This is a genomic window from Chryseobacterium sp. GW821-FHT04C04 (assembly GCF_059420365.1).
Map to the genome: position 1 here is coordinate 19,396 of NZ_JBWKTO010000008.1, position 21,438 is coordinate 40,833.

Here is a 21,438-nt window from a genome sequence, read left to right on the forward strand (position 1 = left end):
GGTGTAAAAGAGTAGAAAAGCGGTGATAAATGGACCTATTTCCGGTTCACCATTTCATTGAATTATAATTGAATTAAAGTAAAAATGTCGTCATGTATTGACGGCATTTTATAATGAGTATTAGTTTTGAAAAAAAAATTTCCTTTTTATAAGCAGCCAGATACCAAAGACTGCGGTCCTACCTGTCTCAGGATCGTAAGTAAACATTATGGTAAAAGTATATCCCTGCAGCAGATTCGTAATCTCTCCGAAACCACACGGGAAGGAAGCAGCCTTCTTGGACTGAGTGATGCTGCAGAAAATCTGGGATTCCGATCAATGGGAGTCCAAATTGACTTCAACACCCTCACAGAAGAGGTTCCATTCCCTTGTATTGCACACTGGAATAAAAATCACTTTGTTGTTGTTTATAAAATTGATAAAAACAACAAGGTATATATTTCAGATCCCAGTTATGGGCTGATTACCTATACACGGGAAGAATTTATCAAATTCTGGATCGGAGAAAATGCAAATGAGAAAACAGAAGAAGGAATTATCCTTATTCTTGAAACAACTCCGGCATTCTTCCAAACGGAATTTGATGCTGAAGAGAGCAAAGCCAGCTTTACTTTCCTTTCCAAATACCTTCTAAAGTATAAAACACTAGTTATTCAGCTTGCTGTAGGACTTTTGGGAGGAAGTTTACTATCCCTGATTTTCCCGTTTCTTACCCAAAGTATTGTAGACGTCGGGATCCAAAATCAGGATATCAACTTTATCTATGTGGTTTTACTTGCACAGATCATGTTGTTCCTGGGAAGAATGGGTATTGAAACCATTCGAAGCTGGATTCTTCTTCACCTTTCGGCAAGAATTAATATTTCGATCATTTCCGATTTCTTTATCAAATTGATGAAGCTTCCAATAAGTTTCTTTGACACGAGAATGACCGGAGATATCATGCAGAGAATAAATGACCACCATAGAATTGAGCAGCTTCTTACAAGCTCATCTTTAAATACATTATTTTCATTGGTGAATCTTATCATTTTCAGTATTGTACTTCTGTTTTATGATTACAGATTATTCATTGTTTATCTCGTAGGAGCGATATTGTATATCGGATGGATCAGCTTCTTTTTGAAAAAAAGAAAAGAACTTGACTACAAAAGATTCTCTCAGGTATCCCAGGAACAGAGTAAGGTAATAGAGCTTATCAACGGGATGCAGGAGATCAAAATGCATAATGCTGAAAAGCAGAAACGATGGGACTGGGAATTTCTTCAGGTAAAATTGTTCAAAATCCGAATAAAATCCCTTTCACTAGAGCAATGGCAATCTGTAGGAGGAAATTTTATCAACCAGATGAAAGATATTCTGGTGAGTTTCCTTTCAGCAAAACTGGTTTTAAGTGGAAATCTTACCTTAGGGATGATGCTTTCTGTACAATATATCATTGGACAGCTCAACAGCCCTCTTCTACAACTTATCGACTTTATCAAACAGACACAGGATGCTAAAATTTCCCTTGAAAGATTGGGAGAAATTCACGACAAAGATGATGAAGAAGACAAGAATGAACAATACGTCACAGATTTTCCAAAAAAAGACATAGAGATCAAAGATATGTCGTTCAGATATATCGGTTCTGATGTTCCCGTTTTTGAAGACTTAAACCTTACCATACCTTATCAGCAGACTACAGCAATTGTAGGAGCCAGCGGAAGTGGAAAAACAACTCTGCTGAAACTCTTGATGAAGTTCTATGATCCGGACAAGGGGGAGATCAGAATTGGAAGTACCAATATGAAAAACATTTCTCCAAGAAACTGGAGAGATCATTGTGGAGTGGTAATGCAGGAAGGATATGTATTCAATGACACTATTGCCAATAATATTGCGGTAGGTGAAGATCATATTGATAAACAAAAGCTAAGACGTGCCGTAGAAATTGCCAACATCAAAGAATTTATAGAAAGTCTTCCACTAAGCTATAATACAAAGATTGGAAATGAAGGTGTAGGAGTCAGCGGTGGTCAGAAACAAAGGCTATTTATTGCAAGAGCGGTATACAAATCACCTGAATACATTTTGTTTGATGAAGCAACCTCTGCACTGGATGCCAATAATGAGAAAGTGATCATGGAAAATCTTGAGCAGTTCTTTAAAGGAAAAACAGCTGTAGTTATTGCCCACAGGCTTTCCACAGTAAGACATGCTGATAAGATCATTGTGCTGGATCATGGAAAAGTAGTAGAAGAAGGAAGCCATGCCGATTTGGTAGATTTAAGGGGAGAATATTACAGACTTGTAAGAAATCAGCTTGAATTGGGAAGCTAGCCAATATACAGCGGAATCCGAAAAGCTTACAGAGTAGGAAAAATAAAAACTAATTTTAATCATGAAAAATCTAAAAAAACTTTCGAGAAAAGATCTGGCATTTGTCAGCGGAGGCGTAGTTATTCCGGACAACAACTGTTGTGGTTCTTGGTGTCTTGGCAGCTGGATGCCATGCCGTCTCCACCATATTGCATGTCCACCGGATGCAGATACTTCACCACCATCGTGGTATGACGGGAATTGCCCATTTGGTTAAATTATATTCCCCATGAAATATTGGGGAAATTTTATCTTAGAAAAATGAAAGAAGACGTTTTAGACAATATTGAACTCCGCTCAGAAAGCGTACAGGATATTCTTACCCAGCCTCCTCATTGGATGATCCGCTGGGGAAATACCGTTATATTTATTATCCTCCTGCTCATTCTCTTTATGAGTTATATTATAAAATATCCGGAATTTGTACCGGCTCCCATTATTGTAACTTCTCAGAATCCTCCAGAGAAAATAGAAGCAAGGACAAGTTCAAAAATTGAAAAAATATTTATAAAAGATCATCAGGAAGTTAAAAAAAATGATGTACTGATGGTCATGCAGTCTGCAGCCAACTATAAAGATATTTTAGAGTTGAAAAAACTGGTAGACTCTATTACTCCTGACAAATTGTACACCTTCCCTATTGCCCAGACTTCAAGTTTTAAATTAGGTGAATTACAGGGGGAATACAACAGTTTTGCCAAGGCATTTCAGGATGAGGCTTTATTTACAAGATTACAGCCTTATGCTCCGGAAAATCTGGCAGCCAATCAGAGTATTTCTGAATACAGGATAAGAATAGCTACCTTAAAACAACAGAAGAATCTTGAATCTATAAAATATGATCTGACAAGGAAAAACTTCAACAGATCTCAGGAACTTTTTAATCAAGGCGTTATTTCAGCGATGGAACTTGAGAATGAAAAAATCAAATTTCTTCAGGCTCAGCAAAACCTTGAAAATCTTAAAATTTCCATATCACAAATGGATGAAGGTATTTCCAACCTTAATAAAACCAAAAGCGGAACTGCCATTAACACAGAAAAAGACAGAATTACATACTCATCACAAACTTTACAGCTCCTTGAGCAGCTGAGAAAGTCTCTAAAGCAATGGGAACTGAATTACCTTGTCATCTCATCTACTGATGGTGTTGCCAGCTTTCAACAGTTTTTTGGTGAGAATCAGTTCGTAAAGTCAGGAGAACCCATTCTTTCTATTCTTCCTAAAAATAAAGAGCAGTTAGTAGGCAGAATGTCCGTTCCCACAGTCAATTCAGGAAAAATAATTCCGGGTGAAAAAGTACTGATTAAGCTCGACAATTACCGATTCCAGGAATATGGGATTATCGAAGGAAAAGTACAGAACATCTCTCTTATTCCCGATGAAAAAGGAAATTATTATGTAGATGTGATTTTACCAAAAGGATTAAAAACAAGCTACAACAAAACGCTTACATTCGATAAAGAACTAAGAGGGAGCGCAGAGATTGTGACACAAGATCTGCGACTGATTGAAAGATTCTTCTATCAAATCAGAAAGCTACTTGGATACCAGGTCTGATAAAGAACCTGTACAAAAAAATAAAAAAGCCGTTTTACAGACTGTAAAACGGCTTTTTTCATGATGGTTTAAGAAGTATTCTTCCAAGACTCTTTTAAAGGAAAAACTATCTATTACAAGCTATCCATTTTACAGATCAATTATGCGCTTTATCCGACCCAACAAGAATATTGATCAAAATAAAATAGTTCTTTCAAAAAAAGCCTATGAGAAATCAAATAAAAGGAATATATTAATTTTCCTTTATTATAAAAAGAATAAGTACTATGGTAAAAAGAGGTACAGACTTTATATCCCTCAATTTTCACTTGGAAAGTCAGAATCTATAAAAAAAAGAAATATTTTGGAAAAATTAGAAGATAATGTTTTCGACCATTCTAAAAATAAAAACCGCAATCATTAATCAATGATTGCGGTTTATTGTAGCGAAGACGGGAATTGAACCCGTGACCTCAGGGTTATGAATCCTGCGCTCTAACCAACTGAGCTACCTCGCCTTTTTGGTGGTGCAAATATAGAAAATATTTCTTTACCTCCAAAATTATTTTAGCTTAAAATATTCCAAAACATCCCCAACATGGTCTGGTTTACTGATTATCTTATTGTTAGCATCTAAAATAAAATACGTCGGAGTTGCATGAATATTGTACAAATCAGTGTAAGTACTGTTCCACCCTCTCAATTCTGAATCATTCACCCAAGGAAAAGCAGCAATTTTTTTAGAATAAGAATTTTTGTCAACATCCAGGGATAGCCCAACAATCTGAATATTTTTTGATTTCAGATCATTGTATTTCTCCAGAAGTTTCGGAAGCTCACTTTCACAATGTGAACATGTGGATGACCAGAAAACAACAACCTTCTTATCTGCCTTTATATCGTATAATGACTTTGCAGTGGTATTAACGGGTGACTGGAATTTGTAATTAGGAAAAGCAGCCCCCATTTCAATGTTTGCATTCGATTTTAATGTAGAAGCAAGCCTGTCATTAATCGTACATTTAAGATTCTTGGCAAGCGAAAGATATTTACTCTTGTATTCATCCATTTCATAAACGTCAAAGATATCGATCAGTTCTGATAATACAGTCTGCCCTCTTGGAGTTTCCACTTTCAAACGATCTAATAGTTTATCAACAGAAGCTGTAACATTAGTATTACCACCTGAGTTCAGATAGTTAACTAATACTGGTCTCAATAATGATGAGCTCTCAAGCATATCACCTGATTTATCCAGAAAGTTGATTATTTCTTCCTGATCTACTTTTTTGGTTGTACCCGCTGAGTTGGATAAGAACTTACTATAATTCGTATTATAATATGTAATGAACGGATGCTGTGCTGCATCAATAGAACTAGAACTCCCCGAAAGTCTGTCAATCTCTGTTTTCAAGGCTTTTCCGAACTCTGTGTTATCTTTATAATATTCTTTGATCTGAGATAAAGCAGGCAGGATAAGCTCTTTCTTTTGTGATCCTTCCTGTTGCTTACTCATCAGAGCATTAGCTTCGTCCAGATAAGTAACATCTTTAACCTTATTATTCTGGATATCCAGCTTAAAGTTGACATTTTTATTTTCAGAAATAAAGCTTACTGTATTATTAGAAACCGGGAAATAAACTTTCATCATTCCCATGTAGTTGCTTGGATATTTAAAGGTCCATGTATTATTCTTACCTTGTTCTTTAGTAACAATAATATCTTTTGAACCGTTTAATGTATATAGAATAGCATCCTGATCTTTAAAATCTGCCGGAGTCTGAATTGTAACCGTAAATTGAGCCTGTAGAGCAAATGCGGCCAAAACAGCAGATAGCGTATAAATCTTTTTCATAGAGTAAAAATAAAAAAACTCTCTGACTAATCAGAGAGTTTAATATTATTTTAATAAAATTTTATGCTTTTACGCTCTTATACTTTTTTGTAAAGTAAACAATAAATCCAATTGCTACAATACCAAGTATATATACATACATATCAATGGGTGCAGGTGCTCCGGTACCATTTCCTCCGTTTCCTCCTCCTCCTGGTGGCGGTGGAGCTGCATTTGCTAAAGATATAACGAAAAGAAAAAAGGCCAATACTAGTTTATTAATAGTTTTCATGTGGTTTATTTTAAGATTTTAGTGTTAACAGTTTCTCCCTTGTCAGAAACGATTTTTACAACATATGAATTTTTAACTGAGCCATCAAGCTCGATTACAAAATCTCTGGATGTTTCAACCGCTTTTTTAGAGATTACCAGTTTACCGCTCATATCATAAACTTGAATATCTGCTTTTTTCCATTTTGGATCAAATCTTACAATGTAATTTGTAATAGATGGATCATACACTACAAGTGTTCTTGAAGCATTAGCTTTATTATTATCTACTGCTAGAGTAATATTGCTAGGTTCTCCATAGTACAAATTAGCTTCCTCATTTGTTACAGCTACAATACCTCCTTGTTTAGCTTCTATTAAATTCCCATTTTCTGCTTTATAATAGAAACCAATGCCTGAAGATAACTGGTGTGCACCAGCTGGAATTAACTCAGTGTTTTCTCTGATCTCGAATTTATAAGACTTCACCTGGTCGTAATAGCTCATTAACTTAACATTCTTACCCTGGAAGTTATTCTCATTAGCTTCGTTAATATATAACCAATAGTTTTGATTGTTAGTATCATACCCACCATTCAATGCTTCTTCATAAGTACCGATAAGATTTTTACCGGCTGAAGCCTGAACCGAAGTTGCAGCAGAAATCTGGTGTCCAGTTGTTAATCCTGGAGAAACAACATAGTATGTTCTGGAAAGTTCGTTTCCATTAGCATCTAGTCCAATCACCCCAAGCTGTTTTACAGTATTCGTTACAGATTTCCCATTAGCACTTCTAGCAGCATTCACATTGTAATCAGTACCTGATGTTCTTGCTGTTGACTTAAATCTTCTCAGTGTATTAAAATTTAAAGTTTGAAGTGAATTATCTCTTAACTTTATTTTAAACGACTGCATAGGTTTGATAACCATTTTATCTAAGTTCACATCTCCAACTGCCGGAGCAACTCCATCACCTGTAGCTATGTAAGTAACTACCTGAGCCCCTGTAGCAAAAGTAGAACCATTAGGAAGTGTAACAATCGTACCCGGATTATATTCAATACCCCAGATATTTTTCACTGCATTTCCGTCAGTTGTTGTACCCCCTTCAGTATATCCAATATTAGCTAAATCTATATTGGTAAGGAAAGGGTTTCCGAATTGATAGAAATTTTGACCAAATGTTCCAGCCCATGGAGTTAGAGTAAACTCAAAACTGTCATCAAGATAAGTATTGTACTTCTCGCTGTATTGGTTTAAAGTATTACCGTTGGTTCCAAATACTACATTAGAAGTACCTACATTAGATTTCCCTGCATTCTGCAATGTTACAGCACCAGCATATGGTGCATATGGTTTACCATTAATATTGAATACAGTTGCCGCACCTGCAGGAGTACTTGGATTCCAATCGTTATTTTTAACCTTAAGCATATAATAACCTGAAGCATCCCAAGTAGTCGAGGTAGGAGCTAGATTCAAAGTGGTAATAGAAACAGCATTAGCATTATCCCATTTAAGAATTGGATTGTCATACCTTCCTGTATTGAAAGTTTTACCAACTTCAGCAGATAATGAATTGTAAGCTTTACCGGAGAAAGGTAAAGCAACTTGCTGGAAATAATTACCGCTACCGTTACTTGTAGTTCTGTATTCTTTCGTTACAACACCAGTAATGTTGGACTGGGATAATCCATCGATGTACAACTGACCATACGTGGAAGTAGCAAAAGAAGCAGGGGTATTAAGTCTTAAAATAATATTTCCACCATCGGTTTTATCTGCACCGGCAGCATCAATTGTTTTAAAACTATCTGTACCAGATCCTACGACCATGATATTTCCATGTACATCCAAAATACCATTGGCTTTTGTTTGTACACCTCCACCGCTATAAACTAGGGTGCCTTCGCTCACATACATATTAGCATTAGTGTCAACATGACATAGTATCTGCGCCTGAACAGAGTAACTAATTGCTAAAAGACCTATAGCAAATAAACTTTTTCTCATTGTATAAATTATTTGTGTGTTAATACAATCTTCACCCGCAAAGGTATTATTTTTTTTTTACAAAAAAAAATAATATTATCTATTAATCAAAACATTATCCTCTGTCAGGACAATATCTTTCTCCTCTCCGATTGAAAACATGTAGTCTTCCAAAACTTTTTCAGTCGTGCCTCTAAGTCCTCGGGCACCTAATCCTTTTTCAAGGGTTTCTTCAACAATTTTTTCAATTGCCCCATCCGTAATTGCCAAATTCGTGCCATCCATTTTGAAGAGTTCTACAAATTGGTTCACGATTGAATTTTTAGGTTCCTTCATGATTCTTACCAAGGTCTCTTTTGTAAGTTTATCGAGGTAAGTGATGATTGGAAACCTTCCTAAAAGCTCCGGAATTAATCCGAAAGTACGAAGATCAATTGCATTAATATTTGTTAATACATATTCGTCTTCATCTGTTTTATTAATTTTTTCAGAGCTGAATCCGATTGCCTGCTTGTTCATTCTTCTTTCGATAATCTCTTTGATTCCGTCAAAAGCTCCACCGGCAATAAATAATATGTTCTGAGTATTCACCTGAATATATTTTTGATCCGGATGTTTTCTTCCTCCCTGCGGCGGAACATTCACAATACTTCCTTCCAACAGTTTCAATAATCCCTGCTGTACTCCTTCTCCGGAAACGTCTCTTGTAATACTTGGATTGTCGGATTTTCTTGCAATCTTATCAATCTCATCGATGAAAACAATTCCTTTTTCAGCTTTTTCTACATCATAATCCGCGACCATCAGAAGTCTGGACAGAATACTTTCAACATCCTCTCCTACATATCCGGCTTCTGTCAAAATAGTAGCATCTACGATACAAAAAGGAACATTAAGTTCTCTCGCGATTGTTTTTGCAAGAAGGGTTTTACCTGTTCCGGTCTCCCCGATCATGATAATATTTGACTTTTCAAGCTCCACCTCTCTGTTTTCGTCCTGAGCGTGAAGCAATCTCTTATAATGATTATATACAGCAATTGAAAGCTGTTTTTTCGCCTGATCTTGTCCGATCACATACTGATCAAGAAATACCTTGATCTCCTTAGGTTTTTTAAGCTCGTCCATGTTGTCCGCAGGTGTATGCCCTGTTTTCGATGCACCGTCTTTTACAATAGCATGTGCCTGCTCTATACAATTTTCACAAATAAAACCATTCTGGCCAGAAATCAGCATCTGCACTTCATTTCTTTTTCTGCCACAGAAAGAACATTGGTTTGAGTTCATATGATATAATATATATGTATATGTTATTAAAGAAAATCGTAAAAAATTACTTTTTTACGATTTTCTGTTTTTTTAAGAATTAATAATTGAGTTTTGAATCTCTGTATATTCTTCGTTCGTTAATTTTAATCTTTCATTTCTAAAATTCATTTCTTCCACCTTGTTTAAAGGGATGAGATGGATGTGCGCATGAGGGACTTCAAGTCCTACAACCGCCACTCCGACTCTTACACATGGAATTGCAGTTTTAATCTTCTTGGCTACCTGTTGGGCAAATCCCCAAAGGTTTTTGTATTCTTCACTTTCAAGATCAAAAATCAAATCCACTTCTTTTTTCGGAACTACTAAAGTATGTCCCTTCACCAAAGGCATTGCGTCTAAAAATGCAATAAAATTTTCATCTTCCGCAATTGTATAGGAGGGAATTTCGCCATTGATGATTTTTGTGAATATAGTGCTCATATTATATAGAAGTTGGATATCAGAAGTTAGAAATAGAATAGGGTATCAGACTATAAAGAAATGTCTAATACTTCAAAAGATAGTTTGTTTCCGTTGGGTAAAGTAATTTCAGCCGTTTCGCCAATCACTTTTCCTAACAGACCTTTTGCGATAGGAGTGTTTACAGAAATTCTTCCTGTCTTCAGGTCGCTTTCGTTATCCGGTACCAATTTAAATACCTGTTCTTGCTGGGTAGCATTATTTTTAAGTTTCACTGTTGTTAAGATTGAAACTTTTGAAGTATCTAATTGGCTTTCGTCTATAATTTTAGAAGTAGAGACAACGTCTTTCAGCTTAGAAATTCTCATTTCAAGCATCCCCTGAGCCTCTTTAGCCGCGTCGTATTCTGCATTTTCCGACAAATCTCCTTTGTCTCTGGCTTCTGCGATCTGCTGAGTAATTTTTGGTCTTTCCACAGTTTCCAACTGTTCAAGCTCAGCTTTCATTTTCTCTAGGCCCTCCTTAGTTACATAGCTTGCCATAATTTTCAAAATTTAGTTTTAGTATAAAAAAATAATCCGACATTTGCCGGACAATGTTTTCGTGTTGTAATCGTTTAACTTTTACAAATATATAAAAATTTAAATTGAAATGAAAAAAACTTTCTCAATCTTATCTATTTTCAGTTTGTTGATTTTCAGTAATTTAACTATAAATTCTTGTGGAAGCAGAGAAGATACAGTGAGCTGCTTTCCCAATACTCCGATCAATGTATCGCTTAATTTAAACCTGCCTGCCTACTATGCTTTGAACAATGTCAACGGTTGGATTTACGTCAATGAGCAGCAGTCCGGAACAAGAGGGCTAATCATTGTCCGAACAGCAAACGGATTTAAAGTATATGACAGGAATGCACCTCATATATGCCCTGATAACAATACAACTCTTGAGGTAAAAGACAATATTGCGATTATATGCCCTCAGGATAACACAAGATGGATATTAAGTACAGGACAGCCAGAGTCTGGTGCTAAAACGTCTCTTCCTCCTAAGACCTATCCTTACAGCTATGATGCACCAAGCAAAACGTTGAATGTTTACTATTAGAATATACAATGAAGATCGTTATACAAAGAGTCTCTGAAGCGAGTGTAAAAGTAGAAGGAAAAATAGTGGGTGAAGTCGGAAAGGGACTCATGCTACTGGTAGGTGTAGATGAAAATGATGAAAAAACAGATGCAGATTGGCTTGTACAGAAGGTTTTAAATCTAAGAATCTTTGGAGATGAAGAGGGAAAACTGAATCTTTCTGTGAAGGATATTTCAGGAGAAATCCTTTGCATCAGCCAGTTTACATTAATTGCAGATTATAAAAAAGGCAACCGCCCTTCTTTCATAAAGGCGGCAAAACCTGATAAAGCTGTACCTCTTTTTGATTACTTTAAAGAAGAAATAGCTAAGTCAGGATTAAAGACAGAAAGCGGAATTTTCGGAGCTGATATGAAAGTATCCCTGATCAATGACGGACCTGTCACGATTGTAATGGATTCTATTACCAAAAACTAATCCAGAGAGATGAAGAACAAAAATATAATCATTGCTTATCTGGCGGTGACTTTAATTTTTCTGTTTGGGATAGTATTAAGTCTGAACCATTACAGTTTTGCCGGATATTATATTGATAAAATAATCAGCTGGCTTTGGCTCGTGATGACCATTTTTATCATCATCTGGTTCTGGAAGAAAAAAATAATCAAGGTATACTTTGGTCTTTTGATATCGGGAATTGTTCTGAGCATTTTACCTATGATGATTCCTTTTTTTGGTATTCTCCTTTATTTCTCTACCATTGGGTGTGAACAGCGAATTCAGCTGGATGATACCTACAGGATGGAAAGAGGCCGGCCGGGAGCATTATACAGGCCACTCATTACGATTTACAAAAAAGAAGGAATCTTTGAAAAACAAATTTCAAGAAGTCCCTATTCAGACGTTATAGAAAAGGTAGTACGACCTTCCCCTGAAACTTATTTAGATGAAAAAAAGCAGTCAATTCAGGAAGCGAAACTCATCAATGTCAACCAGGACAGTATAGGTATTGAATACCGGATTATGAATAAAAAGAAAGTGATTTACCACAAAAATACATTAAACTGGTTTGATGATATATAAAGAGTAAATCTGTACCCCTCAACAATACCATTCAGCGATTCTGGATGGTATTTTTTATGATAAACAGAGGGAAATTTAAGATTGAAATACTATGAATATCATTCTTTAAAAGCCTCACAGATTTTAAAAATCGATAAGGTTTATTATCAAAAAACGATGAAATACCCTACCCAGAAGGCAAAGAAAAAAAAATTAATAATAAATTCACAAAAATGTGATTTGTTTTCATTTTATTATTATTTTTGATGTAAATCAGTTTTGATTTACAACCATTTAACAAAATAGTATGAAAACAAAAATCAACCTTCTCGCATTATTTGCGTTCTGCTCTTCTATGTCATTTGGCCAGGACAACCAAGCCAAAATGGCTAATGATCAAAATTCAGTGATCTATGTATGCTTTTCAAAAGGCATTAATTCAGAGAAAACAGCTTTCAGCAGAAATGCTGATCTGGAGAGATTTTCAAGAGAAAATCATATTTCGTTTAAGTATGATCTGGATTTCACAGACCATAAACTTGATGAAATGGCCAGAAGCAGCAAAGCCATCGGCAACTCCGGAGAATCTGTGGAAAAACTGAAAAGAATTTACAAAGCAGATCTACCGATTCAAAACCAGGAAGCAGCACAGAAAATTATTCAGACTCTGGAGAGATTTCCGGAGATAGAATATGTATCTGTGATGAGCGCCACCCCTATAGAACCCCCTTTGGTAAATGCTTTTGTGGCGACGCCAGATCTTGAAAGCCTGCAGACTTACCTGAATGACAATCCGGGTATTAATGCAAAATATGCCTGGTCAAGAGGGATCACCGGACAGAATATTCGGGTACGTGATGTAGAATATGGTTTTTACAAAACTCATGAAATGCTGACCAACCAAAATTCTATACAACTTGAACCGGGATATTCTCCGAATGCCGGGTTGGCTAATAATAATTATCGTGACCATGGAACTGCAGTAGTAAGTATTTTAGGTTCCATAAAAGATAATATCGGACTTACAGGAGCGGCTTACAATACTTCTGAAATAAAGGGGTACATGGAATGGACCACTGTGGGCTACAACAGGGCTTCTGCGGTGAGCAGATCTATAAACGCTTCCCAGGCCGGGGATATTATTTTATATGAAATGCAGACGGGTGGAAAAGACGGGCAGTATTGTCCTGCTGAGTATGATAAAGTAATCTGGGATCTTACAAAAGCTGCTACTGATTCGGGAATTATTATCATTGCAGCTGCGGGTAATGGAAATCAGAATCTGGATGATCCGTTTTATGCAACCTATAATGCAAGAGGAAACAGCGGTGCTATCATTGTAGGAGCTGGATCTCCCAATACAACCCATTCAAAATTAAGTTTCAGTACTTTTGGAAACAGAGTGGATGTTCAGGGCTGGGGAAGCAGTGTTATGGCAGCAGGTTATGGATCTTATGCGAAATATGACAATGACAACAACAGAACTTATAATTATTTCAGTGGTACAAGTTCTGCTACACCGGTAGTCTCTTCTGCAGCTATTTTGATTCAATCCTTCTATCGCCAAACTACAGGTCAGTATTTGACCCCAGCAGCGATGAAAAACCTTTTAATTTCTACAGGGATTCCTCAGGGAGGAACTGTGACGGGTCAGAAGATCGGCCCTCTTCCTAATGTAAAGAATGCCATACTTCAACTGGAGAGTAAATTTGCAACACCTATTAAAACTTTGGCTGCTTTAGAGGTTAAAATTTATCCTAACCCATCAAGCAATTCTATTGCTATTCATACTACTGAAAACAAAAAACTGGATTTTGAAATCATCAACCTTCAGGGGCGTACCGTGATCAAAAATTCTGTTTTATCTGATGAAAAGATCGATATTTCACAGTTGCCAACCGGACAGTACATTATCAATATCAATGAGGGGCAAAGAAGAGTTGTTGAGAAATTCACAAAACTATAATAGACAAACTTTATATACATTTTACTTCACATCAAACCGCCTTTCAGAATTCTGAAAGGCGGTTTTTTTGTAAATATTTATCCGGTTTTATTTCGCAGGAACACTGCTGAAATTAAGGGCTACCTTGATATTCATATCTGAAGAGGTTTGATTCTTCAGTTCATAAACCGTTCTTACGGTTAATCCTGAACTTTTCACAATTTCATCCAGGAATCCTGTATCATTCAGATCCAGATTTAAACTGGAAGAATTGGCAGATATATTGGAACGTGATGCTATCAATCTTTCTCCCGTTCCGTTGGATGAAACGTATATTTTAATGGTTTTGAATGCACTCAGATTTCCTCCTGAGGGAGATGCAACAGAAATTTTAGCATCTGAAATTCTCACATCTTTGATCTTTGCATTATTATTTCCTCCGAACCATGTCTGTACATTGGTAGCGGTTGCAGTGGAAGAAACTTCTTTATCTGCAGGAACGCCTGTAGAAACTAAAACATTTGTTGTGTATGGAAATGTATTCTGAACCAGTGACTGTACGGTTCCGCAACTTACGAGTACGGCTGATGCAGCTATGGCTGTTAGAACTATATTTTTCATAATATTAAATTTTAAACTTCAGAGTTTAGTTTGCAGAAACTGTACCAAATTGATTTCATCTTATTCTACAGTCACTGTAAAACTTCCCTTAGTATTTCCGGAAGCCATGTTGCTTTTCCCTATAATCAGCCACACCTCTCCTTTTCCGGAAGTATCATATGTAATTTCTCTTCCGAAAGGTCCGTCATAGTCTCCGTTAGGAAGTTTGATCTGGTTGAAACGGATATTGAAATCTTTCTCTTTGGTTGAAATTTTTGCTTTAATATTCGGACGGTCATAGTGAGTCAGTTTTAAAACCAGTTCCTGATCATCTTTTGTAAATTCTTCTCCCAAAGTAAAAGGAAGCTGATTAGCATCGGCAGTTCTTATGATCTGGCCTTCTTTTTCATTTCTCATTACGCCTTTGCGCAAAACTTCTTTAGTGGCCGGAGCGTTGTTAATGATTGAATCTCTTTGTCTCAATGCTGCTGAATCTGCTTTTACAACAGAGTCCGGCATTTCTGTTACGATTGTAGAATCCTTATCCTGAATTGCTGTCACAGCAGGTTCTTTTTTACAAGCAACAATAATCAAAGGGATTAACAATAAGCATTTTTTCATAATATTAATTTTAAGGATGATCAACATCCGTTTGTTGAGCTCATTTAAATGCTAAAATTGTTCCAATTCGTTTAATGATCTATTTTCTCCGGCTGTAATTCTCTTCCATTATTTGTTCCCATCCATTTAAAGGTAAAGTACATAAAGTTCAGCATAATCCCCATCAAAAGCGTAACACCCCATGTTTTGGTATATTCCAGCGGATAGATAAACCGCACTACAATATCGGAGAAAAGACCAAAAGGATTATTGAGGACATCCCAGCTGTTCCACCTCAGAAACCGCCCCAGATACACTCCAAAGCTGCTCATGAAAAGGAAAAAGACAATCAACCCGTTGATGAAGTTTCTTTTACCATAATAATCTGAAAGCCGTTGCTCAATATCATTAAGACTGATAAAACCACAGATCAGCCCCGTCCATGCATAGGAGAGAATTACGATGAGATCATACCAGATCGGGATCGTATTCCTGGCCTTCAGGTGAAAAAGATCAGTGAGAATATAAGGTGAATTGGGGAAAAACAAAATCCAGACTATAATAATAAAGACCAGGGAGATTTTACTTTTGGTGTTAAAGGCAAGAATAAAAGAGCTTAACAATAAAGAAATCCACGCCAGAAAAAGATTCCAGTTGAGGAATAAAAACACTTTTGTATCACTGATATAGTATCTGAAAGCCGAGAGACTGAAACAGAATATAGTCATCAGTATCAATAATATATTGATTTTAAACCTTGAAGATTCTAGGAATTTTCTCATGACTGGTTATTTAAGGGTCTGATAATACATGATCTTTGAAAGAAAACTCTTGGAGGTTTCCATTTTCACTTTACCCTGTAAGGCCTTTTTAAGCTTCTGATCATTTTTTTCATCTGCATATTTCAACAGCGCTTTTTCACTGAAATTAATAGAAGTTAAGTGATAGTTGACCGCAAAATCTTTTCTCTTTATATTCTGGGAAGTAATAAAACCACCCCAATTAAAGTAACTGCACACTAAGATGGTTCCATAAAGATACCAGACCATCATATTCACCAGGAATATATTTCTTTTCCTCTTTTGAATTTTAATAAAGGTTAAAACCAGTCCTACTATTGATAAAAGCAAAAAGGCAAAAACGCCCAGTCTTTTATAGGTAAATGCGTAGTTTACAATATACTCGTAGTTCTTAAGAGCTGCTGACAGTACAAGGATTGCATTGAGGAAAATCCAGATTTTGGCCAATATTTTCAGGAGCCCTGCATTTGGATCAAAATTAAATCCGGATTTAAAGTAAAACATGATCACAAGAATGGCCATTACAATAGACATGATCACTGCATTTACTCTTTCATGCGTTTCTTCTGAAAGCTGAACAGGTGTTTTTACCGCTTCATAAAACTGTTCATAATTGTAAGTGATAATGAAGAAGACCAGTAAAATATTCAGTAAAACAAAAGATATTACTCCGCTCATTCTTTCGGCATCAAGATCCAGAAAAGAGTAGGTAGATTTAGGAGTTTGAGAATCTTTTTGAAAATCATTATCCAAAAAATAATTGTTTTTATAGATCAGTTTTTCTACGGCATAGTTCCAGTAATTGAAGGCAATAAAGAATCCTAAAACAAAAAGACAGAAAACCTGCCAAAGATTAAGATCCAGCTCATAATCCGTAAAAAGAGCTGCAAAGTGGTCGCTTCCCGCAGAATAGATACCAAAGAAAACCGAAACAAGTACAAGTGGAATCAGAATAAAAGCCAATGCCTTCTGCCATAATCCGGGAACATTCTTTTGAGGAATCCATTTATCGAAATTAAAAAAACGACAGAAGGAAGTACAGCAGTTGACAATAAAAACCGGAACAAGAAGAAGAACTTTCATCCTTCTATTTTTTGATTTATACCCCAGCAAAAGAAGCGAACTCACCACCGCCAAAAAGGATGGAAAATCTCCATACCAGGCAAAAGCAATACTGGACAGAACACTTGTTCCAAAAAGAGCATACAGGGTTCCGGTTTTATTTTTCCCAGGAGTTCTGAATAAAGTTAATACAGCATAGACAATTCCCAGAATTCCAAGGTTCAGCCCTACATCCTGATCGTAAAAGACAATGACAAACAGAAGGGCTGTAAGAAATATATAATGATGTGTTTTCATGATATTTAAAGATTTAAAAATTGAAACATTTAATGTGACCAATTATAGAGATTAGGCAATATTCAAGAATAAGGTGAGGTATGTAAGAGCAATAGGAATGTTGAGTAATAATAGAAGTACAGAATTTCCTGAACTTTTCTTTTCTGAGATATCATTCAGATATTCCATGAGTTCATATAAAGTGATCAACAAGTTAATAACTGCAGCAATAACAACATAGTAAAACCCGAATATTATAAGAAATCCTGCCCTTGTAATCCAGAACAAAAGCAATAAACATGTTCCCAGCAAAAAGGAGGTCATGAATGTTTTCTCTCCTAATGGACTGAATTTTATTTTTCCCATCATATCAAGTTTTAATGAAGAACAACAGTTTCTTTTTGTTGAATGAAATCCATTACATGCTCAAAATTCTGCCATAGAAGTTCTTCAAAATTCCAGTGATGAAAGGTTCTCATGTTCTGTCCTTTCTTGTAGGCTCTGATATAAATTTTCACATATTCCGGAAGAATAATTGTTCCTAATACGATTGCCGCCAGAAGGTGTGCATTGAGTTTGCCGTTTCCGAGAAGCAGATACTGCATGGCAATTTCATCTTCGAAGTTGGTTCCACAACCAGTAATTAAGTGGTGTACGTCATGATTTTCCATTTTGGGGATCATTGAAAACCCATGCTTCCTGTAGAATTCACCCAGTTTTCTTCCCAGAGAATCTTCCTGAAATTCCAGCAGTTGTTTTTCATTGAACTGCCATTGTCTTTTTTTCTTTTTAAAGTATTTTCTGTATAATTTCTGTGTTTTGTCATATACAAAAAGTAGAAACTGAACGCGTATTTTTTTCATAGTATATTTATTTAATGCAGACTATTAAGCCCTATGGCTGTATAAAGAATTGCAATGGGTATATTGATCAAAAGAATTCCAATAGCTTTCAGACATTCATTCAATCTTGATCTGTATACGAATCCATAGATCAACAGTCCTAGTATCGCCAGTAAGTTCAAATATGTTCCAAAAATTAGCAGCATGTATCCTCCTATTGCAAATTCTTCCATCTTTGTTGTCAGATATCCAATAAGACACATGCTCCCCAACACCAAACACACTGCAAACAGAGACTTCCCGAGGTATAGAATTTCCTGGCCTTTTACCGTTTTTTGATTTATTATTTCTGAATCTTTCATCATTTTTTTAAATAAGTAATCTAAACAATTAACTTCCGGCAAATGGACTTCCGAAAATCCCTACCGCCAGTTCGATCCAGATCAATGCAAGAGCCAGCAAAATGAAAATACAGATCAGAACTTTCTGACTTTGTTTTTTGATTTTGCTTCTGACCAGATTGATGAGAAAAGCTGTTGTAAAGAGTAAAGCTCCTGCTATAAGAAAATCTGAAGCTGACCAGTTTACTTCTTTAGAAAATAAGTTTCCCAGCAATGGAATACACAGTAAAGCCAATGGGAGAGCGTAAATTGTGAGTGTTTTTTGTTTTTGTGTTATCATTTTATTCATGTTTTATTTTATAAAGTACTTTGTAATTCAAAGTTTATTTTCAAAAAAATATAGGACTATCGTCCCAATAATTTTTCAAGGCCATCTAAATGTTCAGTAAATGCCTGTCTTCCACTCTGCGTTACACGATAGGAGGTTTTAGGCTTCTTCCCAACAAATTCTTTCTTCACTTCGATATATCCTGCTTTCTCCAATGCATTGCTGTGGCTGGCCAGATTTCCATCTGTAATTTCGAGCAGGCTTTTCATTTCAGAAAAATCAACCCAGTCGTTGACCATAAGAACAGACATAATGCCTAATCTTACACGGCTTTCGAATTCTTTATTGAGTTGATTTATTTTGATCATTTTACTTTATCTTGTTTATTCAGCAGTCACTGCTAAAGGCAACATTTATACTTATTCTATTGATTCCGCCATTCAATGGCAAAACCATATCCAATTCCCATTACTTATACTTCTTATGCATAATCAATCCATACACGATATGCAAAACGCCGAAACCAATTGCCCAGAACAGCAATCCCCATCCTAAAAAGAATAAAGAAATAAGTCCTAAAATGATCTCAAGATATCCTAGATACTTTACGTCCGTTAATGTATAGCGTTCTGCAGCTACCAGGGCCAATCCGTAAAAAATCAGAGTAGCCGGAGCAATGAAAACAAAAAGATGATGATAAAGAAGTGCGAGACAAAAGACTCCTCCTGCTACCAAAGGCACTGCAAAGGTAATCAAAAGCCGCTTTGTAGTAGCATCCCAGATTTTCAATCCTTTCTTTTTACTTTTATGGGCAGTGAAAATGTAACCGCTAAGAATAGCAACCACTAAAATAATGCCTCCAATCAGTACCAATTCTTTAACTAAGGCAGGACCGAGAATATTTCTGTCTCCATCAAAATAGCTGATTCCTTCTCTTTGAAAAACAAAATACACATATACAGCTCCAATAATTGCAGTTAAGCCGGCAACAACTCCTGATAAACCGCTTAAGGAAATAAATCTGGAAGACCGTTCCATCATAGAACGGATATGGGATAAGTCTTCGTGATAATTTTTTGAATCCATAAAAAGAACTTTGAATTACAAAGTTATAATTTATTTTTAATCCACCAATTATTTATTTCAAATTTTGAAAATAATTTTTCTGCCGAAAACCTCATCACTTATTTACTCATAGAAATAAAAAAAGAGAACCCTGCCAGCAGCCGGGTTCTCTATCATATATTAAAATCTGTACGTGTTATAATGGATTCTGAACAATCAATGGGTTGGCATTGATTTCAGCTCTTGGAATCAGGAATTCCCAACGTAAATCTGTATTAGCAACGGTCATTACGTTATTGGTAACCACTGACGAATGATTTGCACCCGTTCTGTCCAAACCTTGATTAAGTCTTTTCAGATCCAAAAATCTGAAACCTTCCCCCCAGAATTCCAGCCTTCTGCTGTTAAGAATTTCTGTGATATATGCAGATCCCGTTGTAGTAGCGCCTGCATAAGAAGGGTTTCTGTTTTTTGCAAATACATTGAAAACAGCTTTTGAACCAGCTTCATCTCCTGATCTTGCTAAAGCTTCTGCTTCTATAAGATACATTTCTGCAGATCTCATATAAGGAACATCCACTCTACTGTCTGCCTGACTTGCAGCAAGAAACTTCTGTCCTGTATATGGGAATTTAGAATATGTTGAGGGTAATCCAAGCAAAGTATGTGCTCCGGTAGGATCAAAATTCTTCGTTCTTACATCTGTAGCTGGGAATAATAAAAATAATTTACTATTAATTGCTTTTGGAGCCTGACGAATATTGGTTGAATTAAAGTTCCTTGACATATAAGCCCCAAAGTTTGAGAATGAATCTCCCTGGTCTGCTATAATGGTAGCTCCCCACATCCATTCACCAACACCTGCTAAATTATTAAAGCCGGCAGTATAAGTTGCATTATCCATCAATGCAAATCCTGCACGAGCGGACTGAGCAGCAGTTACAGCGGCAGCATAATTCCCTTGTGTTAATGCGATTCTAGCCTTCAATCCTAAAATTACTTTATCATTAAAATGCGATTTTGTCGCTCTGGTAATCCCTGTAAGTCTGGTCGCTGCTTCATTAAGATCTTTTCCGATCTGTGTATACACTTCTTCTACGGTATTTCTTGCCAAAGGTATTTCATTAGCAACTAATCTGATAGGAACACCAAGCTGTGTATTGTTTATACCCGGGACATATCTTTTACCATAAATCTGAACCAGCATATAATAACAGAAAGCTCTAAATGCATATGCTTCACCAATAGCTGCTTTAATAGTAGTTGCATCAGCAGCATTAGGTGCAGGCACTGAAGGGCCATTAGCTATCACTAAATTTGCATTTCTGATTAATGCATAATAAAACTGATAAGGGTAAAAATCATTGGCCGCATTATCATTTACCTGATCCTGCCATCTTACCGTTGAAACATACCAGCCATTTCCGGTAGATGGGAAAACAAGGTCATCTGCTAAAGCATCCATCATAATCATAATTCCACCCTGTCCATTTTGTCCCTGGTTATCATTTTGTCTGTAATACATATCTCTATGCATCCCATTCACAATTGCCATAAGGTTGGCCGCACTTGAATACGCTGCTTCTTCTGAAGCTGCAGTAGTAGGATCTGTTTCGAGGTAATCACTCTCACATGAAACCATTCCTGTAAAGACTGAAAGAACAACAGCCCATTTTATATATTGTTTTTTGAAATTTTTCATTATTTA

The 21,438-nt window shown here is 36.2% G+C and carries 24 protein-coding genes and 1 tRNA gene; 7 read left to right on the forward strand and 18 right to left on the reverse strand.

The genetic code is table 11. The features are described from left to right. Window positions 1-126 precede the first annotated feature (126 nt). The 3 genes from AC07UM_RS22430 (at window position 127) to AC07UM_RS22440 (ending at window position 3,921) form a co-directional block, all read left to right on the forward strand. Window positions 127-2,322 (forward strand): peptidase domain-containing ABC transporter, encoded by a 2,196-nt coding sequence (locus AC07UM_RS22430; protein WP_494684988.1) that lies wholly within the window; start codon window positions 127-129, stop codon window positions 2,320-2,322. A gap of 61 nt (window positions 2,323-2,383) precedes the next feature. After that, on the forward strand, window positions 2,384-2,578 hold the full coding sequence (locus AC07UM_RS22435) for a hypothetical protein (RefSeq protein ID WP_494684989.1): 195 nt from the start codon (window positions 2,384-2,386) through the stop codon (window positions 2,576-2,578). A gap of 44 nt (window positions 2,579-2,622) precedes the next feature. Further along, window positions 2,623-3,921, forward strand: a complete 1,299-nt coding sequence (locus tag AC07UM_RS22440; RefSeq protein ID WP_494684990.1) for an HlyD family secretion protein — start codon at window positions 2,623-2,625, stop codon at window positions 3,919-3,921. Window positions 3,922-4,344: 423 nt separating this feature from the next. Here the strand turns inward: AC07UM_RS22440 and AC07UM_RS22445 are convergent. The 7 genes from AC07UM_RS22445 to greA form a co-directional block, all read right to left on the reverse strand. Continuing rightward, window positions 4,345-4,418, reverse strand: a tRNA-Met gene (locus AC07UM_RS22445). 44 nt (window positions 4,419-4,462) lie between these two features. After that, window positions 4,463-5,755 (reverse strand): TlpA family protein disulfide reductase, encoded by a 1,293-nt coding sequence (locus AC07UM_RS22450; RefSeq protein WP_494684991.1) that lies wholly within the window; start codon window positions 5,753-5,755, stop codon window positions 4,463-4,465. A gap of 61 nt (window positions 5,756-5,816) precedes the next feature. Beyond that, window positions 5,817-6,026 (reverse strand): signal peptidase, encoded by a 210-nt coding sequence (locus tag AC07UM_RS22455; protein WP_494684992.1) that lies wholly within the window; start codon window positions 6,024-6,026, stop codon window positions 5,817-5,819. 5 nt (window positions 6,027-6,031) lie between these two features. After that, on the reverse strand, window positions 6,032-8,017 hold the full coding sequence (locus tag AC07UM_RS22460; RefSeq protein ID WP_494684993.1) for a T9SS type A sorting domain-containing protein: 1,986 nt from the start codon (window positions 8,015-8,017) through the stop codon (window positions 6,032-6,034). 75 nt (window positions 8,018-8,092) lie between these two features. Continuing rightward, a complete protein-coding gene (gene clpX / locus AC07UM_RS22465) occupies window positions 8,093-9,280 on the reverse strand; it encodes an ATP-dependent Clp protease ATP-binding subunit ClpX (protein ID WP_124537072.1) in 1,188 nt (395 codons plus the stop codon). 72 nt (window positions 9,281-9,352) lie between these two features. Beyond that, window positions 9,353-9,742 carry an HIT family protein gene (locus AC07UM_RS22470; RefSeq protein WP_494684994.1) on the reverse strand — a complete coding sequence of 130 codons (390 nt, stop codon included), beginning with the start codon at window positions 9,740-9,742 and terminating at the stop codon, window positions 9,353-9,355. 50 nt (window positions 9,743-9,792) lie between these two features. Then, entirely contained in the window at window positions 9,793-10,263 is a 471-nt protein-coding gene (gene greA / locus AC07UM_RS22475; RefSeq protein ID WP_103232366.1) for a transcription elongation factor GreA, read from the reverse strand. 109 nt (window positions 10,264-10,372) lie between these two features. On the opposite strand from greA, the gene AC07UM_RS22480 reads away from it, so the two are divergent. The 4 genes from AC07UM_RS22480 (at window position 10,373) to AC07UM_RS22495 (ending at window position 13,837) form a co-directional block, all read left to right on the forward strand. Further along, entirely contained in the window at window positions 10,373-10,828 is a 456-nt protein-coding gene (locus AC07UM_RS22480; RefSeq protein WP_494684995.1) for a hypothetical protein, read from the forward strand. Window positions 10,829-10,836: 8 nt separating this feature from the next. Beyond that, the gene (dtd, locus tag AC07UM_RS22485; RefSeq protein WP_494684996.1) at window positions 10,837-11,286 is read left to right on the forward strand and encodes a D-aminoacyl-tRNA deacylase; all 450 of its coding nucleotides are present in this window, start codon (window positions 10,837-10,839) and stop codon (window positions 11,284-11,286) included. A gap of 9 nt (window positions 11,287-11,295) precedes the next feature. Then, window positions 11,296-11,892, forward strand: coding sequence for a hypothetical protein (locus AC07UM_RS22490; protein ID WP_494684997.1), 597 nt, complete (start codon window positions 11,296-11,298; stop codon window positions 11,890-11,892). A gap of 286 nt (window positions 11,893-12,178) precedes the next feature. Further along, window positions 12,179-13,837, forward strand: coding sequence for a S8 family peptidase (locus AC07UM_RS22495; RefSeq protein WP_494684998.1), 1,659 nt, complete (start codon window positions 12,179-12,181; stop codon window positions 13,835-13,837). Between the two features lie 87 nt (window positions 13,838-13,924). On the opposite strand, the gene AC07UM_RS22500 is transcribed toward AC07UM_RS22495, so the two are convergent. The 11 genes from AC07UM_RS22500 to AC07UM_RS22550 form a co-directional block, all read right to left on the reverse strand. Continuing rightward, window positions 13,925-14,437, reverse strand: a complete 513-nt coding sequence (locus tag AC07UM_RS22500; RefSeq protein WP_236851689.1) for a hypothetical protein — start codon at window positions 14,435-14,437, stop codon at window positions 13,925-13,927. Between the two features lie 60 nt (window positions 14,438-14,497). Next, window positions 14,498-15,037, reverse strand: a complete 540-nt coding sequence (locus tag AC07UM_RS22505) for a hypothetical protein (RefSeq protein WP_494684999.1) — start codon at window positions 15,035-15,037, stop codon at window positions 14,498-14,500. Between the two features lie 71 nt (window positions 15,038-15,108). Beyond that, entirely contained in the window at window positions 15,109-15,798 is a 690-nt protein-coding gene (locus AC07UM_RS22510) for a DUF1361 domain-containing protein (protein WP_494685000.1), read from the reverse strand. Window positions 15,799-15,804: 6 nt separating this feature from the next. Continuing rightward, window positions 15,805-17,175 carry a DUF4153 domain-containing protein gene (locus tag AC07UM_RS22515; RefSeq protein WP_494685001.1) on the reverse strand — a complete coding sequence of 457 codons (1,371 nt, stop codon included), beginning with the start codon at window positions 17,173-17,175 and terminating at the stop codon, window positions 15,805-15,807. A gap of 51 nt (window positions 17,176-17,226) precedes the next feature. Beyond that, the gene (locus AC07UM_RS22520; protein WP_494685002.1) at window positions 17,227-17,523 is read right to left on the reverse strand and encodes a hypothetical protein; all 297 of its coding nucleotides are present in this window, start codon (window positions 17,521-17,523) and stop codon (window positions 17,227-17,229) included. Between the two features lie 8 nt (window positions 17,524-17,531). Next, window positions 17,532-18,017, reverse strand: coding sequence for a Coq4 family protein (locus tag AC07UM_RS22525; RefSeq protein ID WP_494685003.1), 486 nt, complete (start codon window positions 18,015-18,017; stop codon window positions 17,532-17,534). An 11-nt stretch (window positions 18,018-18,028) separates the two neighbouring features. After that, window positions 18,029-18,361 (reverse strand): hypothetical protein, encoded by a 333-nt coding sequence (locus AC07UM_RS22530; protein ID WP_494685004.1) that lies wholly within the window; start codon window positions 18,359-18,361, stop codon window positions 18,029-18,031. Window positions 18,362-18,386: 25 nt separating this feature from the next. Then, window positions 18,387-18,677 carry a hypothetical protein gene (locus AC07UM_RS22535; protein ID WP_494685005.1) on the reverse strand — a complete coding sequence of 97 codons (291 nt, stop codon included), beginning with the start codon at window positions 18,675-18,677 and terminating at the stop codon, window positions 18,387-18,389. A 65-nt stretch (window positions 18,678-18,742) separates the two neighbouring features. Beyond that, window positions 18,743-19,033, reverse strand: coding sequence for a winged helix-turn-helix domain-containing protein (locus AC07UM_RS22540; protein WP_109739256.1), 291 nt, complete (start codon window positions 19,031-19,033; stop codon window positions 18,743-18,745). A 100-nt stretch (window positions 19,034-19,133) separates the two neighbouring features. Continuing rightward, window positions 19,134-19,751, reverse strand: coding sequence for a hypothetical protein (locus AC07UM_RS22545; protein WP_494685006.1), 618 nt, complete (start codon window positions 19,749-19,751; stop codon window positions 19,134-19,136). Window positions 19,752-19,926: 175 nt separating this feature from the next. Continuing rightward, window positions 19,927-21,432, reverse strand: coding sequence for a RagB/SusD family nutrient uptake outer membrane protein (locus AC07UM_RS22550; RefSeq protein ID WP_494685007.1), 1,506 nt, complete (start codon window positions 21,430-21,432; stop codon window positions 19,927-19,929). Window positions 21,433-21,438: the final 6 nt, after the last annotated feature.

Bases quoted from the DNA above. Each gene is read 5' to 3' on its own strand.
- AC07UM_RS22510 (WP_494685000.1), bottom strand. From the start codon at position 15,798: ATGAGAAAATTCCTAGAATCTTCAAGGTTTAAAATCAATATATTATTG.
- dtd (WP_494684996.1), top strand. From the start codon at position 10,837: ATGAAGATCGTTATACAAAGAGTCTCTGAAGCGAGTGTAAAAGTAGAA.
- AC07UM_RS22500 (WP_236851689.1), bottom strand. From the start codon at position 14,437: ATGAAAAATATAGTTCTAACAGCCATAGCTGCATCAGCCGTACTCGTA.
- AC07UM_RS22540 (WP_109739256.1), bottom strand. From the start codon at position 19,033: ATGATCAAAATAAATCAACTCAATAAAGAATTCGAAAGCCGTGTAAGA.
- AC07UM_RS22455 (WP_494684992.1), bottom strand. From the start codon at position 6,026: ATGAAAACTATTAATAAACTAGTATTGGCCTTTTTTCTTTTCGTTATA.
- AC07UM_RS22535 (WP_494685005.1), bottom strand. From the start codon at position 18,677: ATGATAACACAAAAACAAAAAACACTCACAATTTACGCTCTCCCATTG.
- AC07UM_RS22525 (WP_494685003.1), bottom strand. From the start codon at position 18,017: ATGAAAAAAATACGCGTTCAGTTTCTACTTTTTGTATATGACAAAACA.
- AC07UM_RS22440 (WP_494684990.1), top strand. From the start codon at position 2,623: ATGAAAGAAGACGTTTTAGACAATATTGAACTCCGCTCAGAAAGCGTA.
- clpX (WP_124537072.1), bottom strand. From the start codon at position 9,280: ATGAACTCAAACCAATGTTCTTTCTGTGGCAGAAAAAGAAATGAAGTG.
- AC07UM_RS22495 (WP_494684998.1), top strand. From the start codon at position 12,179: ATGAAAACAAAAATCAACCTTCTCGCATTATTTGCGTTCTGCTCTTCT.
- AC07UM_RS22530 (WP_494685004.1), bottom strand. From the start codon at position 18,361: ATGATGAAAGATTCAGAAATAATAAATCAAAAAACGGTAAAAGGCCAG.
- AC07UM_RS22490 (WP_494684997.1), top strand. From the start codon at position 11,296: ATGAAGAACAAAAATATAATCATTGCTTATCTGGCGGTGACTTTAATT.
- AC07UM_RS22470 (WP_494684994.1), bottom strand. From the start codon at position 9,742: ATGAGCACTATATTCACAAAAATCATCAATGGCGAAATTCCCTCCTAT.
- AC07UM_RS22480 (WP_494684995.1), top strand. From the start codon at position 10,373: ATGAAAAAAACTTTCTCAATCTTATCTATTTTCAGTTTGTTGATTTTC.
- AC07UM_RS22450 (WP_494684991.1), bottom strand. From the start codon at position 5,755: ATGAAAAAGATTTATACGCTATCTGCTGTTTTGGCCGCATTTGCTCTA.
- AC07UM_RS22545 (WP_494685006.1), bottom strand. From the start codon at position 19,751: ATGGATTCAAAAAATTATCACGAAGACTTATCCCATATCCGTTCTATG.
- AC07UM_RS22435 (WP_494684989.1), top strand. From the start codon at position 2,384: ATGAAAAATCTAAAAAAACTTTCGAGAAAAGATCTGGCATTTGTCAGC.
- AC07UM_RS22460 (WP_494684993.1), bottom strand. From the start codon at position 8,017: ATGAGAAAAAGTTTATTTGCTATAGGTCTTTTAGCAATTAGTTACTCT.
- AC07UM_RS22550 (WP_494685007.1), bottom strand. From the start codon at position 21,432: ATGAAAAATTTCAAAAAACAATATATAAAATGGGCTGTTGTTCTTTCA.
- AC07UM_RS22520 (WP_494685002.1), bottom strand. From the start codon at position 17,523: ATGATGGGAAAAATAAAATTCAGTCCATTAGGAGAGAAAACATTCATG.
- greA (WP_103232366.1), bottom strand. From the start codon at position 10,263: ATGGCAAGCTATGTAACTAAGGAGGGCCTAGAGAAAATGAAAGCTGAG.
- AC07UM_RS22515 (WP_494685001.1), bottom strand. From the start codon at position 17,175: ATGAAAACACATCATTATATATTTCTTACAGCCCTTCTGTTTGTCATT.
- AC07UM_RS22505 (WP_494684999.1), bottom strand. From the start codon at position 15,037: ATGAAAAAATGCTTATTGTTAATCCCTTTGATTATTGTTGCTTGTAAA.